Genomic DNA, 13,954 nt, shown 5'->3' on the forward strand with positions numbered 1-13,954 from the left:
ATGACGGGGTTCGAGGGGCGATCGGACGAGTATTCCATACATGCCGAAAATAGTTACAACTGTCCGTATCAGTCTTCGACGGCGTCGTAACCGGTCGCGTCGGTGACGTCGAACGTCTCGAGGGTCTGCAGGCCGTTGAGTGCGATCAGGCCGAAGCCGACCTTGGCGACGACGTCGATGTACGTAATGACCAGCGACGCGGTCTCGTTGTCCATGAATCCGTAGCCAGTCGGGGCGAGCAGCCAGATCACCGGGTAGACGAGCCAGAGGACGATCACGAAGTTCCGGAGTTTCCGGTAGAGCCCCGCAGTCACGTCGTCGCGCGCCCGGGCGCTCTCGTTGGCCTCGATCACGAGCAGATAGACGACGCCGGCAAACGCCAGGCTCCCCGCGAGGAAGAACAGTTCTTTCAGCGGGGTCGCCAGCAGGGCACCGACGAATCCCAGAACGATCGTCGCCGCCTGGAGGCCGGCGGCCTTCGCGATGAGGCGTCGCCCGGCACCGGCGATCAGAGCGATGAAGACGACGTGCAGGGGCGTCGTCAACAGCCAGTCGACGTATCGCGGGACGAAGATGGCTGCGCCGGTCGCGGTCGTGATCTCGCCGATCCCCAGCGCCATGAGTCCGTACGCGACCGTCGCGATCAGCGTCACCACGACGACGTCGGCGTACTCGCGGTGTCGATCACTCGACAGCGTGAGGAACCCGTAGGACAGGCCGACGCTGCCGAGCGCCATGCCGATCGTCCCGAGCGTGAACCACAACGTGATGTCGATCGCGATCATCCGGAATCACCCCGTGAAACCGCGCCAGTGGCCCCGTCCGTCGTCGATCGGCCGACCTCGAAACGGTCGAGCAGCGCCTGGAGCTCTTCGGCCCGATCGAGGAGGTCCCCGGCCGAAGTCGTCACTTCAGTGATCGAGTCGGTCTGTTCGTCGGCCGCGGTGGCGACCGTATCAGCCTCGGTGACGGTCTGCTGGCTGATCGCCGTCAAGTCGTCGACCATCGCCATGACTTGCTGGGCTGTCTCGGCTTGATCGCCCGTCGCGGCGTCGATCTCCTGGATCCCCCGGTCGGCCGCTTCGGCGCGCTCGACGATCGTCTCGAGGGAGTCGACTGCCTCGGTCACCGTCTCGACGCCCTCGTCCATCCGCTCGCTCGTGGTCTCCATGGTTTCGACGGTCTCGCCGGCCTGCTCCTGGACGCGTTCGATCCGGGCCTCGATGTCGCCCGCGGCCTCCTTGGTCTCCTCGGCGAGGTTCTTGACCTCGTCGGCGACCACGGCAAAGCCCTCCCCGCCGTCGGAGTGGGCGGCCTCGATCGAGGCGTTGATCGCGAGCATGTTGGTCTGTTCGACGATCTCGGTGATGACGTCGACGATCTCGCCGATCTCGTCTAAGTCCGAATCGAGTTCGTTGATCGCCTGCCGGGTTCGTTCGGTCTCTGCTTCGATTTCGTGCATCTCTTCGATGGCGTCCTCGGCGGCTCGACGGCCGGTCTCGCCGACTTCGGCGGCCTGCTGGGAGGTCTCGGCGACCTCCTGGGCCGAACTGGCGACCTCCTCGGCAGAGGCCGACAGCGTCTCCATCTCGGCGGCGATGTCCTGGAGCCGTTCGCTCTGCTCGCTCGCGCCGTCGAAGATCTCGTCGATGGACTGACTGACTTGCCGGCTGGCCTCACCGACGCGGTCGGCGTTCCGTCGGACAGTGTCGCTCGACTCTGAGACCGCCGTGGCGAAGGCCTCGACGTCGGCGACAGTCGCCTCCAGGGCCTCGAGGGCGGCGTTGAGTTCCTCGCCGACGGTCCGCATCGCGTCGTTGTCGCTCTCGGGATCGACCCGCTGGGTCAGGTCGCCGTCGGCGACTCGGTCGAGAACCTCGCCGTAGGCCGTCGCTTTCGCTTCTAGGTCGGCGGAGAGTGCTTCCATCTCGGCGCGTTCCCGCTCGGCTTCCTCACGGGCCGCCTCTGCTTCTTCCTGGGCCGTTTCGGCCTCGTCGATCGACTCTCGCAGTGAGTCGCGCATCTCCGCGAAGGAGCGATACAGCGTCCCGATCTCGTCGTCACGCTGGGTCGTGAGGTCGACCTCGAGGTCGCCCGCGCCCATCTCACTCGCTCGGTTCGTGAGCCGACGCAGCGAGAGTGCAGTGTTCGACCCGATGGTGACGCCGATCAACCCGAGGTTGATGATCGCCAGCAACACCAGTCCGAGGAGGTCGGAGTTGATCTGGGCCGAGAAGCCGTAGGCCGACGCGGCCGACTGCTGGGTCAACACCGTCCAGTCGTGAGAATCCATCCCCGAGACGCCCATGACGGTGTCTCCCTGCCGGAGGAACGTTCCGTTCGCGACGGTCGAATTGATTACATTCCCCTCGTAAGACTCGAGGATCTTGCTCGCGTTCGGGTGGGCGACGTACTGCCCGTTACCGTCGACGACCACGGTCGACATCTCCCCGCTCGTCGAGAGTGTTGCTGCCCGGGACTCCAGATCGACCATGTAGACCAGCGCCCGGTCCTCGGCCCCCTCGACCGGCGACAGCACAGCCACGATCGGATGCTCGACGATCGGCACCGAGAACGGTTGGGAGATGTAGACGTCGTCCGGGCCGTCGAAGGCGGGTGGATCAGTCGCAAACGCTGCGCCCTGTTCGGCCGGGTTGACCCCGACCATGGCGTCGTTCGAACTGCGCAGAAACTGCATGTCGGCCGTGTCGAGGTAGTGGACGGCAACGACTGCCTCGGGTACCTCGTCGTCCGTGACCATCGCGGTGAGCTGTCGATCTATCTGATCGACGTCACCCGACGCGAACACCGAGAGCTTCGAGGTCGTTCGGACGTCACCCTCGACTGCTGAGAGCCACGTTTCCAAGTGATCGGCTTGGGCGTTCGCCTGCCCGGTCAGGTCGTCCGCGACGTCAGCTCTGAGTTCACTAGTCGTTTGCGCGCTGATGACGCCGCCGAAGACCAACATCACTACCACCGCGAACGCAAGGGCGATCCCGAGCCGTGCAGTGTAGCGCTCGCGCACGAACGACGGGACGATTGCGCTACGTCTCTCTGACATTGTGTAACGCGACGGATCGGATCGCCGTAAATGGTCACTCCCCATTTTCAACCCTGTCTCTTACCCACAAGTCCTAATCGAGGAGCTGACGAACCAAGACTGGTAGATGGGACGCCGCTCACGGAGTTGGAAGCCAGAACTCGATGAGGATGGACAGCTGTGTGACATGGATGTTTCCGGGTGGATTCGAGCGGAGTTTCGGTCAGCTGAGTTTGGAGACAAGCGCCTGACTGACCGATTGGTTCAACTTGGGGATGAACTCGGCAGCTCACCTGCCGAGTCCATCCCCGCTGCCTGCGGAGACTGGGCCTCCACAAAAGCTACATACCGATTTTGCGATAATGACAGTGTGGACCCCAACGAGGTTCTCTCTGCTCACAAGCAGCAACAGCAATCAAGAGTGAGTCGGTCAGACGAACTCTTGATTGTCTCCGATACCACCGAACTCGTGTTTCCGAGACATCCCTCCAAAGAGGGCCTCGGCGACATTGGCAATTCTGAAATGGATCTCGAAGGCGTCAAGCTACACTCCACGATCGGAATCAATCCACGCACCCATCGGATGACTGGAGTCATCGATCAGCAGGCGCTGATCGAGGACCAGCAGGCTGGTGAGAAGTACGATGCCAACGGCAAAGCAGAGCCGATTCAACTTGACAATGAGCATGAGAAGTGGAGCCGTGGCGACAGGCAAGCCAGAGACTGGCTTGCCGACGATATCCGCCCGCTGTTCATTCATGACCGAGGCGCAGATTCATTCGCGTTCTACGAAGAAGTCACCGGAGAGATGGAAAGTGCTGGCTTTATCGTCCGAGCGAATCAAAACCGGCGGATTTGGACTGATGATGGTGAACCTGAAAAACTCTTTGACTGGAGCAGCGACCTTGCCGAGCAAGGTCGCAAAACAATCGAGATTCAACAGGGAGGTGGGCGCGAAGCGAGAACGGTGGAGTTGTCGATAGCCACTGGAACGTGTGAGTTGCGCGCACCAAGGAATAATCCTGAGCAAGAGGGTTCAATCGAGGCGAATGTCGTGAGAGTCGACGAGGTCGGTGAAAATGACGACCCGATTCAGTGGGTGTTGCTCACCACTGAATCGGTCGAAGAGTTTGAAGAGACACTGACACTCATCGACTATTACGGCCTCCGCTGGCGAATTGAAGACTGGCATAAAGTGCTCAAGAGTGGCTGTAACATCGAAGAACGGCAACTGCAGACTTGGGAGCGGATGGAAGTTCTGTTGAGCATGTATTCAGTAATCGCGTGGAAAGTTCTGGAGTTACGAGAACTTGCCCGTGGTGATAGTTCAGTATCTCCGGCGGTCCTGCTGAGTGAGGCAGAGTGCACAATTCTGGAAACGAAATTTCCAGAATTGAGCGACCAAGATGGAAAATCATACGCAGTGAGCGTCGCTAAACTCGGCGGTTATCTTGATCGTGGTTCAGATCCGCCACCAGGGTGGGAGACGATGTGGAAAGGACTCCAGAAGCTACGCATGTGGGCTGAAGGATACGAACTCGGTGCTGAATGAGCGCGCTTCGCGGCTCATTCAGCGGAACCCGTCGAAATAACGAGTTCAACTGAGCTTTTCACGCGGCTTCATCGAGACCTCTCTAATCTTGGGCAGATACTGATAGAGATTTGATTGATTTCTTCTTCTCATGCCTGATCTGGTTGAACTTACGCTATAGTATCGAGTTATGGGTAAGAGACAGATTTTCAACCCTGATAACCCGACGGGAAGGGATCGGCCGAACGTGTGATTGAAGCAACCGTTATCCTGTGCTTTGACGTGTCAGTGACGCGTAGTCGTCCAACAATGGCAGACGTCGACGACGGGCGGGACCCGTTTGAGACGGTCCAGGCAGTGATGGCCGATCCGGCAGCCAGCACTGACCGTCTCCCGTCCTTGCTCGGACTGCTGGACGACGACGATCCGACCGTCCGACTCGCTGGCGCGTTCGCCCTCTGTCTGGTCGCAGTGGCCGACCCCGGGTCGATCACCTACGTCCGCGACCGGCTCTCGGACCGTCTCGAAACGGGCAATGCGGAGGCACGGCTGACCCTCGAGTATATCGCGAGACGGTTTCCCGATCGTGTCGAGGCCGAATTTGCCTCCGACAGCAAGGTATCACGGGAAGGGACAGGGGCCCCAGGGGGAGAGCGGGGGCGGGACTCGCGAGTGGAAGACGTCGGTCGTGTTCGGCCCCCGCGAGCCGGTTTCGACCCGCGGAGCGTCGATCCCAACCGGAGTGTGATCGACCCGGCCGATCCACAGCGCCACGACGATCCGGCCCAGGGCCCGTCTGGCGGGTCCAGTCCGCCAGAGGGAACCGTTCCGGAAGAGTTGAAGCGATCCGAGACGAACATCGCCGAGCGCCGCCAGTGGAACCGCTTGTTCGAACGGCTGTCCGAGATCGTCGCCTACAGTCGCTTCGAGGAACTCAGGATGCTCTCGGGGCAGCAACGCGGTCGGTACGCCGACGTGGCCCGCGTTCTGACCGTCGACGAGGGCGTCGAGCGGGCGCTCGCGATGCGACTCTTCTATCGGCCGTCGGCGGCTGATTCTGACTCACTTCTGGAGAGTCTGGCGACGGCCCTCGATCGGTGGCAGGGGATCAGCGATCACCCAGGTATCGCGACGGTCTACGACTGGAATCAGGCTCCACAGCCATGGGCGGCGACCGATCTGCTCGAGACGACAGTCGCCGATCGGGTCGAGGCGCTCGCCCCCTCACGCGCGGTTTCGATCGCGATCGACGTCGCCGACGCGCTGGCGTACGCCCACACCCACGGTGTCGTTCACGGCGGTCTCGACCCGCGAAACGTCGGATTGCCGGCTCTCGGAGAGCGTGGGGACGCCGACACGGCGACGCTTGTCAACGTCGGCCTCCTCGAGGTGTACCGGTATCACGTCTCGCCCGCGTCGTGTCTCGACCCGCGCTACGCCGCTCCGGAGTACTACGATCGCCAGTTCGGGAAAATCGATCACGCGACCGACATCTATCACCTCGGGGCCGTCCTCTATCGGCTGCTCACCGGCCGACCACCGTTTCTCGGCGAGTTCGAGGCCGTCCGGGAAGACGTCCTCAACGCGGCCCCGCCCCAGCCCTCGCTGCAGGTCGACGTGCCGGACGCACTCGACAACGTCGTCTCGAAGGCGCTGGCCAAACGCTCGCTGGGGAGATACGAAACGATAAATGATCTCCGCCAGGATCTGACGCGTGTGCACGCCGAACTGACCGACCACAACGAGTCCCGCGGGAGTGACCGGCCGTGATCCCCGGCTGGGAGATTCGCTTACAGGAAATCGCCGGCAACCCGAACCTGACGTTCATCTACTTCATCGGATTCGTCCTCATCGGTGCGCTCGGTGTCCGGTTTGGCGTCTATGCCCTCTGGAACCGCCGTGCGAGCCAGTTGCCCGCCCAGACGTCGATCTGGACGTACCTCACAGGCGTCGGCGTCGCCGCCGCCCTCTACGGGCTGGTCGGCGTCCTCGAAATCGTCACCCCCGGAGTGCCCGCCGTCCGCCGAAGCGTGTTGCTCGCGTTCGTCCTCCTGCTCGCGTTGACGATGCGACTCATCGCACGCCAGGGCATGCCGACCGACGACGAGAGTTCGGACCGGACACCATCCAGGCTGACCGCCCTCGCACTCGCGCTCGTCGTCGGCAGTATCGCCCTCGCGGAACTCCTCAGCGTCGACGACGGACTGCTCGTCGGCGTGACTGGGGTCGCTGCGGTCGCCTTCGCTGTGTACGGCTATTGGTACGGCCGTACGCAACTCTCGCGGTCGATGGTACAGGGCACGATGCTCGACACCCTGTTGCGCCACTTGCTCCCGGTCCTGACGTTCGGTGCGTTCGTCCCGGCCATCGAACTGGTCGTGCTCGCGGGAATCGACCGTGCGATCGTCCTGCACGTCCAGATCGTCTTCGTGATCATGACGGCAACGGCGTTGATGACCGCGAACATCAAGCTCCGGCAAAACCTCGCGCGGCTCTAGTCACCGGGACAGGCGGTCGGTTCCTCGGCGACGATCCCGTCGACCTCCATCTTCCGCAGCGACTGTGCGCGTTCGATGTCGTTGATCGGCCAGGCGTAGACGGAGAGATTCGAGCGATGGGCACGCTCTATCAACGCGAAGTCGATGAGTCGCCAGTGGGGGGCGATTCCGGCACACCCGATCCCGGCCGCGCGCTCGATAGCGGCTTCCGAAGCGTCGTCGACGATCAACACGACTGGCCAGTCGGTCGTCTCCGCGGCGGTCGCGACGACATCCGTGTCGAACGACGAGAGCCACACGTCGATATCGGTCCCCTCGACGGCTGTCTGGACGTCTTCGATCAGCCCTGATTCCTTGAGTTCGAGATCCAATCCGACGTCCGACGGGACGACATCGAGTACGTCAGCCAGTGTCGGAATCCCCTCTCCGGACCCGTCGACGTCCATCGCCGCGAGTTCGTCGGCCGAATGGTCCGCGACTGCGCCCGTCTCGTCGGTGAGCCGATCGACCGTCTCGTCGTGAAAGACGACCAGTTCGCCAGAGCCACACCGCCGGATGTCGACCTCGATCATGTCCGCCTGCGCGGCCGCCTGTCGCACGGCTGTCAGGGTGTTTTCGGGATACAGCCCGGCGAAGCCGCGGTGTGCGATACAGCGCATACCGTCCGTTCCGCGCCCGCCCTCAAAGGCCTTTTCGAGGAGAGGATCCACGAGTGCGCTCGGCCGGATCGGCCAAGTGGGCCACGATAAATACCTATAATCCTGGCGCTTGAACCATCGCACGAACACATGAGTGGGGACGGGCCATCGACGAGCACTGAGGAACCAGAACCCGGCGACGAGAACGGGTTGGTCGCAACGTACCGGCGATACGTCCAATCCGACGTGAGTCGCAGGGAGATCTACAGCGGCTTCGGGCTGTTCTTTGCCGGCGTGACCTTCGGCATTGTCGCGTTCGTCGTGTTTCTGTACAGTGGGACGTACCCCACCGGATCCGAGCCCTACTGGTACATTCGCGAGGTCGCGATCGTCGCCGGGTCGCTGATGGTTCCCGCCGTCACCGTGAGTGTCGTGATCCTGCTTCCGGTCGGTCGTCGCACGCGCGCAGTCAGCGCGGTCGGGACACTTATCAGCCTGGTTTCGATCGTGTGGTTCACGCAGGTCTATCCCTGGCAGTGGAGTTCGGCCAACGACATGAGCGTGATCAGCCTCTATGCCGTGGGCGTCGCGTTGCTCGTCGGGGCGACCGGCGCTGCGCTGGTCGCACAGTACGTCGATCGGGTCACCGAACGGCCAGGCGAAGGGGCCGAAGCCGACGCAGACGTGTCCTCTGAAGATGACGTCACCGACGAAGACGTCCGTGCGGACATCGACGACGCGATGGCCGATTCCTCGTTAACGTGGGGCGGCGTCGAGGCCGAACCGACCACGAAACGGCTCAAGTTCGACATGCCGGACGCCGCGGAGGTGGGCAACGTCGACGAAACTGTCGATGCTGCCACGGAGACCAGATCCGCCAGTGGATCCGTCGACGACGCGGTCGACGGGTTGCGGAAATTCCAGGGTGGAGAGGACGCGACGGCACGCACAGAAAGTCCGGACGAGCAGGTCTCCGCACTCGCGGCGATGCGCGAGCGACAGCAGGCTGACGACGACGTCGAGACCGGGGTCGAGCGTCCGGGTCTGATCGCACGCCTGCGACGACGATTGTTCCACTGATACGCTGGTTCTTCGTAGTAATTCCGGTCGAACCCGGTGCAATCCGACGGTTCGTCGCCGGCGAGGCTCCAGGACGGTCCACTCCGGGAGGGGATCGAGTGACTGTCGTGCCGCGCGCGACAAAAAGACAACAAATTATATCTAACCCCTGGTGCTATGTCCCCTCATGGCAAAGGGACTTGACGTGGGGACGATGAATCTCCTGTCTGCCAGACAGGAAGGGAACGAAACCGTCTTCGTGCAACAGCGCAACTCGTTCGTCGAGATCGACTACAGCGACATGGCCGATCAGATGCTGTCACGCAGCGACGTGTTGCACATCCGCAAGGACGATCAGGTGTACATCGTCGGCGACGACGCGCTCAACTTCGCGAACATCTTCAACGAGGAGACGCGCCGGCCGATGCAGGCGGGAATTCTCTCGAGTGACGAGAAGTCGGCGATTCCGATGATCAAGCTCATCACCGAACAGGTAGTCGGCGACCCCCAGCATTCGAGCGAGCGACTGTTCTTCTCGGTCCCGGCGGATCCGATCGACGACGACACGTCGACGCTGTACCACCAGAAGACCATCGAGTCGCTGCTCAGCGACATGGGCTACGATCCCGAACCGATCAACGAAGGGATGGCAGTCATCTACTCGGAACTGGCCGACAAGGAGTTCACGGGGCTGGGCATCAGCTTCGGGGCCGGCATGACCAACGTCTGTCTGTCGTACTACGCGGTGCCAGTCATGAAGTTCTCGATCGCTCGAGGTGGCGACTGGATCGACGAGAAGGCGGCCCAGGCCACCGGGACGCCCGTCGACAAGGTCACGTCCGTCAAGGAAGAGGACTTCTCGCTCGACTTCGAGACCGACGTGGGCGGGGTCGAGGGTGCGCTGAGCATCTACTACGACAACTTACTCGATTACGTCATCGAGAACATCATCAGCGAGGTCGACGAGGAGGACATCGAAGAGGGCTTGGATGTCCCGGTCGTCGTGACCGGCGGGACCGCGACGCCGGACGGCTTCGAGGAGCTGTTCGCCGAACGGCTCTCGGAAGCAGACCTCCCGTTCTCGATCCAGGGCGTCGAACGGGCCGATAACCCGCTGTACAGCGTCGCCCAGGGCGCGCTGGTGGCTGCCCGATCGGAAGAAGAACGCGACGGCACGGCGGCTGCAGTCGAGTCTGCGGACGACCAAGACGAGACTGAAGAGGCGGAAACCGACGACTGAAGTCTCCTTACGGCTCGTCTTCTGGCCGCGCTTCGAGCGACGCGGCCACGCTCACCGTCTCTTCGAAGTCGTCGATGTCGACTCGGGACTCGGTCTCGGGGTCCGGCTCGACGACTGGGACACGAATTCCCTCTTGGCGGCCGATCCGGCAAGTGCGCTCGGCCGACGGACGGTCGCTGTCGAAGCGTTCTATCGCCCGGTCCCAGCTCTCGGGCTCGCCACCCTCGTAACGGTGTGACGCCGGAACCCCACTGAACCCACAGGACTCACACACCACCGCCGTGGTTTTGGCACCCCCGAGCGCGAAGGTCGTCAGGCTACCCCCACAACGCGGACACTCCATAGTGACTATTGAAACTGTATGCTAATGAATGTGATGCGGTCGACAGGGACGGTATTATGCACCAGGGCGTCGTGAGCCCCGACAATGCCCGAGATATCCATTACCGACCGTCAGGAGGACCGACTCGACGACGTGCGTCGGGAGGTCGAAGCCGCGTACGTCGAGACGTACGGTGAGACCCGACCGCAGGACGCCATCGAGTATCTGCTCGATACCTACACGCCACCCGAGCAACGGGCTGTCGTCGCCGCCTACGAGGAAGTCGCCACCGCGACGTACCCGACACTCCAGCAGATTGCGAGCGATGTCGATGAGGTTCCAGGTAGTGGCATCGAGGCCGCGGAAATGCGCGGGCGCTTGCTGGCGGCGCTTGGTCCGGAGACGCTTGCCGAACGACTTCGGGCGGTGGGAACAGAGACCGACGACGACGTGTCGACGGCCGACGACGCAACGTCGGATCTGGAGTTCGATTCCGACAGTCCTCCCGAGGCCCCCGCAGGATCGCCAGCAGACGAGGACTCGCCAACCACGACCGGAGAGTCCTCGCAGGGGGAGTCCGAGACAGACACGGACGGGGCCGACGAGTCGTCCGTCGACGGGGGCGAATCGCCATCGGGGAGCCAAACTGAATCGACGTCGGACGGCCAGGCCGAGTCGGCCCCGGCGTCACCACTCGCGTCGGCCAACAAACTTCTAGACGACCACAGCGAGAAGTGGCGGCAGGGAGACGGTGACGCTCCATACGAGGTCGATCTGCCCGACGGGACGACGAAAGCTGCCCGGACGAAGGACGACGTACGCCAGTTACTGTTTCGGCACTACTGATCGAGGCCCTCGACCAGATCGGCGACGTCGCTCGGCGTCTCGCCGACCGCGACGCCCGCAGCCTCCAGTGCGTCGATCTTGCTTTGTGCCGTCCCGGTGCCGCCACCGGAGACGATCGCGCCGGCGTGGCCCATTCGCTTGCCCGGCGGGGCGGTCCGGCCCGCGATGAATCCCACGACGGGGGTTTCCATCTCCTCGGCGATGTATTCGGCGGCCTCCTCCTCGTCCTCGCCACCGATCTCGCCACACATCACAACGGCCTCAGTCTCCGGATCGGCTTCGAACAGTTCCAGTGCGTCGATGAAGTCCGTGCCGACGATCGGGTCGCCGCCGATGCCGACGGCGGTCGTCTGGCCGATCCCGCGCTCGGTCAGGCTATCGACGATCTGGTAGGTCAGCGTTCCGGATCGCGAGACGAGTCCGACCGACCCTTCGCTGAAGATGTTGCCCGGCAGGATGCCGAGTTTGGTCTCGCCCGGGGTGATCACGCCGGGGCAGTTGGGCCCGATCAGGTGCGTGTCGGTTTCTTGCATCTCGGCGTAGACCTCGCTGACGTCCTGGGTCGGGATCCCCTCGGTGATCGCGACCACGACGTCGAGTGGCGCATCGAGCGCCTCGAAGAGTGCGTCCGCAGCGAACGCGGGCGGCACGAACACGACGGATGCGTCGGCGTCTTCCTCGCGGGCCGCGCGCTCGACCGTGTCGTAGACGGGGACGCCGTGGACTTCCTGGCCGCCCTTGCCCGGGACCGCGCCGGCGACGACGTTCGTGCCGTATTCGATCATCTGCTCGGCGTGGAACTCGCCCTCGCCGCCGGTGATTCCCTGAACGATGACGCGCGTGTCTTCGTCGACCAATACACTCATTGTGCCACCTCCTCGGCGTCGGCGACAGCACGCTGGACGGCTGCTTCGAGCGTTTCCTCGACGGTCACGAGATCGGTGTTGAGTATCTCCATGCCTTGCACGCTGTTGGTGCCTGCCAGTCGAACGGTGACTGGGTTGGGAATCGTCTCGAACTCTTCGAGGGCCTCGTTGATGCCGCGAGCGACCTCGTCGCCGCGGGTGATCCCGCCGAAAATGTTGAACACGACGCTGTCGACGTTGTCGTCGGCGAAGACGACTTCGAGGGCGTTGCGGACGCGACCGGCTTTCGCCCCGCCGCCGATGTCGAGGAAGTTCGCCGGCGATCCGCCGTAGTGATCGACGAGGTCGAGCGTCGTCATCACCAGGCCCGCGCCGTTGCCGATGATGCCGACGTTGCCATCGAGGCGGACGTAATCGAAGCCGTACTCGCCCGCCATCGCTTCGAGGTCGTCGTCGGTCGTCTCACCCTCGAGTTGGGCGATCTCGGACTGTCGGAAGAGGGCGTCGTCGTCGACGTTGAAGACGGCGTCGGCCGCGATCACCTCGTCGTCGTCGGTGATCATCACGGGATTGATCTCGGCGTCGCTGCCGTCCTTCTCGTCCCAGAGATCGTACAGCGTCGCGAGGATCGAGGCGACATCGCCGGCCACCTCGCGGTCGACGCCCGCGTCGTAGACGGCTTTCCGGGCCTGATAGGGGTGCAGTCCGTAGGCCGGATCGACGTGTTCGCGCGCGATGGCGTCGGGGTCCTCGGCGGCGACCTCCTCGATGTTGACGCCGCCCTTCGTCGAGACCATCGCGACCGGCTGGCCCGCCCCGCGGTCCATCGTCACGCCGACGTAGAGTTCGTTCACGAAGTCGACGGCCGCCTCGACGAGCACCCGGTCGACGGTGTAGCCTTTCAGGTCCATCCCGAGGATGTCCCCGGCGGCCGCGCGGGCCTCCTCGGCGTCGTCGGCGAGTTTGATCCCGCCGGCCTTGCCCCGCCCGCCGACGTGTACCTGTGCTTTGATCGCGACCGGATAGCCGATCGACTCGGCCGCCTCGACCGCGTCCTCGACGGTCGTCGCGAGCGTCGAATCGGGAACCGGGATCCCGGCGTCGGCGAAGACGCGCTTGGCCTGATATTCGTGGAGTCGCATGTACCTACCGGGGAGCGGCGGACGCTTAAATCCCGCTTTTTGCTACCGTTTCACACAGTACCGGTGGCATTTGCCGGGACAGCCGATACTCGATGGGGACGGTAGCTACCGGGAGCCGGCAGCTTTTGAGTCGGAGGGTCCAATCCGCAGTATGGGCCATCACACGTTCGACGCCGGGCGGGCGGACGCCCTGGAAGACGACTCACGGTACGCCTACCTCTCGGTCGACGAGTTGCTGGGGCTGTTCGACTTCGAGGCGACGGACTGCGTCGCCGATCTCGGGAGCGGAACCGGATTTTATACGCGCTCGGTCGCCGAGTACGTCGAGGAGGTACTCGCGATCGACGTCCAGCCGGCGATGCACGCCGCCTTCGAGGAGTTCGGTCAGCCCGACAACGTCTTTCCGGTCACTGCGAGCGTCGACTGGCTGCCGGTCTGTGCCGACGCCTTCGCCGCCGCGTACTCGACGATGACCTACCACGAGTTCGTGAGCGAACAGGCTCTCGAGGAACTCGCCCGCGCGATCGAACCGGGCGGGCGGGTCGCGATCGCCGACTGGTCGGCCGAGGGCGTCGACGAGCGCGGCCCGCCGCTCGCAGAGCGCTACGACGCGGCGACCGTCGCCGAGCATCTCGAAGACCACGGCTTCGTCGTCGACACCGCGGAGGAACGCCGCGAGACGTTCGTCGTCTCGGCGCGCTACGAACCGACCTCGGCCTGACGGGCCCAAGGCGACGCGCGACCTCGGGAGTCGCGTCCCGACAGTCGTAAG

At 63.5% G+C, this 13,954-nt stretch carries 13 protein-coding genes; 7 read left to right on the plus strand and 6 right to left on the minus strand.

The window, feature by feature from the left end; translation table 11 throughout:
- Window positions 1-68: 68 nt before the first annotated feature.
- Window positions 69-785, minus strand: a complete 717-nt coding sequence (locus HTIA_RS01490) for a bacteriorhodopsin (protein ID WP_008528185.1) — start codon at window positions 783-785, stop codon at window positions 69-71.
- Entirely contained in the window at window positions 782-3,061 is a 2,280-nt protein-coding gene (locus tag HTIA_RS01495) for a methyl-accepting chemotaxis protein (protein WP_008528186.1), read from the minus strand. The genes HTIA_RS01490 and HTIA_RS01495 overlap by 4 nt, the downstream gene beginning before the upstream one ends.
- A 106-nt stretch (window positions 3,062-3,167) precedes the next feature.
- On the opposite strand from HTIA_RS01495, the gene HTIA_RS01500 reads away from it, so the two are divergent.
- The 3 genes from HTIA_RS01500 (at window position 3,168) to HTIA_RS01510 (ending at window position 7,069) form a co-directional block, all read left to right on the plus strand.
- On the plus strand, window positions 3,168-4,592 hold the full coding sequence (locus HTIA_RS01500; RefSeq protein ID WP_020935938.1) for an IS4-like element ISHti4 family transposase: 1,425 nt from the start codon (window positions 3,168-3,170) through the stop codon (window positions 4,590-4,592).
- Window positions 4,593-4,880: 288 nt separating this feature from the next.
- On the plus strand, window positions 4,881-6,341 hold the full coding sequence (locus tag HTIA_RS01505; RefSeq protein ID WP_008524660.1) for a protein kinase domain-containing protein: 1,461 nt from the start codon (window positions 4,881-4,883) through the stop codon (window positions 6,339-6,341).
- On the plus strand, window positions 6,338-7,069 hold the full coding sequence (locus HTIA_RS01510; protein WP_008524661.1) for a hypothetical protein: 732 nt from the start codon (window positions 6,338-6,340) through the stop codon (window positions 7,067-7,069). The genes HTIA_RS01505 and HTIA_RS01510 overlap by 4 nt, the downstream gene beginning before the upstream one ends.
- On the opposite strand, the gene HTIA_RS01515 is transcribed toward HTIA_RS01510, so the two are convergent.
- A complete protein-coding gene (locus HTIA_RS01515; RefSeq protein WP_021029603.1) occupies window positions 7,066-7,728 on the minus strand; it encodes a glycerophosphodiester phosphodiesterase in 663 nt (220 codons plus the stop codon). The two genes, HTIA_RS01510 and HTIA_RS01515, sit on opposite strands and share 4 nt — an antisense overlap.
- A 129-nt stretch (window positions 7,729-7,857) precedes the next feature.
- Here HTIA_RS01515 and HTIA_RS01520 point away from each other — a divergent pair, with 129 nt between their 5' ends.
- Both HTIA_RS01520 and HTIA_RS01525 read left to right on the plus strand, forming a co-directional pair.
- Window positions 7,858-8,787: a DUF7139 domain-containing protein gene (locus HTIA_RS01520; protein ID WP_008524663.1), complete on the plus strand. Its 930-nt coding sequence runs from the start codon at window positions 7,858-7,860 to the stop codon at window positions 8,785-8,787.
- A gap of 166 nt (window positions 8,788-8,953) precedes the next feature.
- Window positions 8,954-10,006: a disk-shape morphogenesis protein volactin gene (locus HTIA_RS01525; protein WP_008524664.1), complete on the plus strand. Its 1,053-nt coding sequence runs from the start codon at window positions 8,954-8,956 to the stop codon at window positions 10,004-10,006.
- 7 nt (window positions 10,007-10,013) lie between these two features.
- Here HTIA_RS01525 and HTIA_RS01530 read toward each other — a convergent pair whose 3' ends face one another.
- The gene (locus HTIA_RS01530; protein ID WP_008524665.1) at window positions 10,014-10,349 is read right to left on the minus strand and encodes a hypothetical protein; all 336 of its coding nucleotides are present in this window, start codon (window positions 10,347-10,349) and stop codon (window positions 10,014-10,016) included.
- Between the two features lie 84 nt (window positions 10,350-10,433).
- On the opposite strand from HTIA_RS01530, the gene HTIA_RS01535 reads away from it, so the two are divergent.
- Window positions 10,434-11,174: a hypothetical protein gene (locus HTIA_RS01535; RefSeq protein WP_008524666.1), complete on the plus strand. Its 741-nt coding sequence runs from the start codon at window positions 10,434-10,436 to the stop codon at window positions 11,172-11,174.
- On the opposite strand, the gene sucD is transcribed toward HTIA_RS01535, so the two are convergent.
- A complete protein-coding gene (gene sucD / locus HTIA_RS01540; protein WP_008524667.1) occupies window positions 11,168-12,040 on the minus strand; it encodes a succinate--CoA ligase subunit alpha in 873 nt (290 codons plus the stop codon). The genes HTIA_RS01535 and sucD overlap by 7 nt on opposite strands.
- Window positions 12,037-13,182 carry an ADP-forming succinate--CoA ligase subunit beta gene (sucC, locus tag HTIA_RS01545; RefSeq protein WP_008524670.1) on the minus strand — a complete coding sequence of 382 codons (1,146 nt, stop codon included), beginning with the start codon at window positions 13,180-13,182 and terminating at the stop codon, window positions 12,037-12,039. Before sucC ends, sucD begins: the two co-directional genes overlap by 4 nt.
- A gap of 151 nt (window positions 13,183-13,333) precedes the next feature.
- Here sucC and HTIA_RS01550 point away from each other — a divergent pair, with 151 nt between their 5' ends.
- Window positions 13,334-13,903 carry a class I SAM-dependent methyltransferase gene (locus HTIA_RS01550; protein WP_008524671.1) on the plus strand — a complete coding sequence of 190 codons (570 nt, stop codon included), beginning with the start codon at window positions 13,334-13,336 and terminating at the stop codon, window positions 13,901-13,903.
- Window positions 13,904-13,954 lie beyond the last annotated feature (51 nt).

Source organism: Halorhabdus tiamatea SARL4B, assembly GCF_000470655.1.
GTDB lineage: Archaea > Halobacteriota > Halobacteria > Halobacteriales > Haloarculaceae > Halorhabdus > Halorhabdus tiamatea.

What these genes read in the sequence shown, in the direction of transcription:
- HTIA_RS01490 (WP_008528185.1), bottom strand. Translation starts at nt 785, where the DNA reads ATGATCGCGATCGACATCACGTTGTGGTTCACGCTCGGGACGATCGGC.
- HTIA_RS01495 (WP_008528186.1), bottom strand. Translation starts at nt 3,061, where the DNA reads ATGTCAGAGAGACGTAGCGCAATCGTCCCGTCGTTCGTGCGCGAGCGC.
- HTIA_RS01500 (WP_020935938.1), top strand. Translation starts at nt 3,168, where the DNA reads ATGGGACGCCGCTCACGGAGTTGGAAGCCAGAACTCGATGAGGATGGA.
- HTIA_RS01505 (WP_008524660.1), top strand. Translation starts at nt 4,881, where the DNA reads ATGGCAGACGTCGACGACGGGCGGGACCCGTTTGAGACGGTCCAGGCA.
- HTIA_RS01515 (WP_021029603.1), bottom strand. Translation starts at nt 7,728, where the DNA reads ATGCGCTGTATCGCACACCGCGGCTTCGCCGGGCTGTATCCCGAAAAC.
- HTIA_RS01520 (WP_008524663.1), top strand. Translation starts at nt 7,858, where the DNA reads ATGAGTGGGGACGGGCCATCGACGAGCACTGAGGAACCAGAACCCGGC.
- HTIA_RS01525 (WP_008524664.1), top strand. Translation starts at nt 8,954, where the DNA reads ATGGCAAAGGGACTTGACGTGGGGACGATGAATCTCCTGTCTGCCAGA.
- HTIA_RS01530 (WP_008524665.1), bottom strand. Translation starts at nt 10,349, where the DNA reads ATGGAGTGTCCGCGTTGTGGGGGTAGCCTGACGACCTTCGCGCTCGGG.
- HTIA_RS01535 (WP_008524666.1), top strand. Translation starts at nt 10,434, where the DNA reads ATGCCCGAGATATCCATTACCGACCGTCAGGAGGACCGACTCGACGAC.
- sucD (WP_008524667.1), bottom strand. Translation starts at nt 12,040, where the DNA reads ATGAGTGTATTGGTCGACGAAGACACGCGCGTCATCGTTCAGGGAATC.
- sucC (WP_008524670.1), bottom strand. Translation starts at nt 13,182, where the DNA reads ATGCGACTCCACGAATATCAGGCCAAGCGCGTCTTCGCCGACGCCGGG.
- HTIA_RS01550 (WP_008524671.1), top strand. Translation starts at nt 13,334, where the DNA reads ATGGGCCATCACACGTTCGACGCCGGGCGGGCGGACGCCCTGGAAGAC.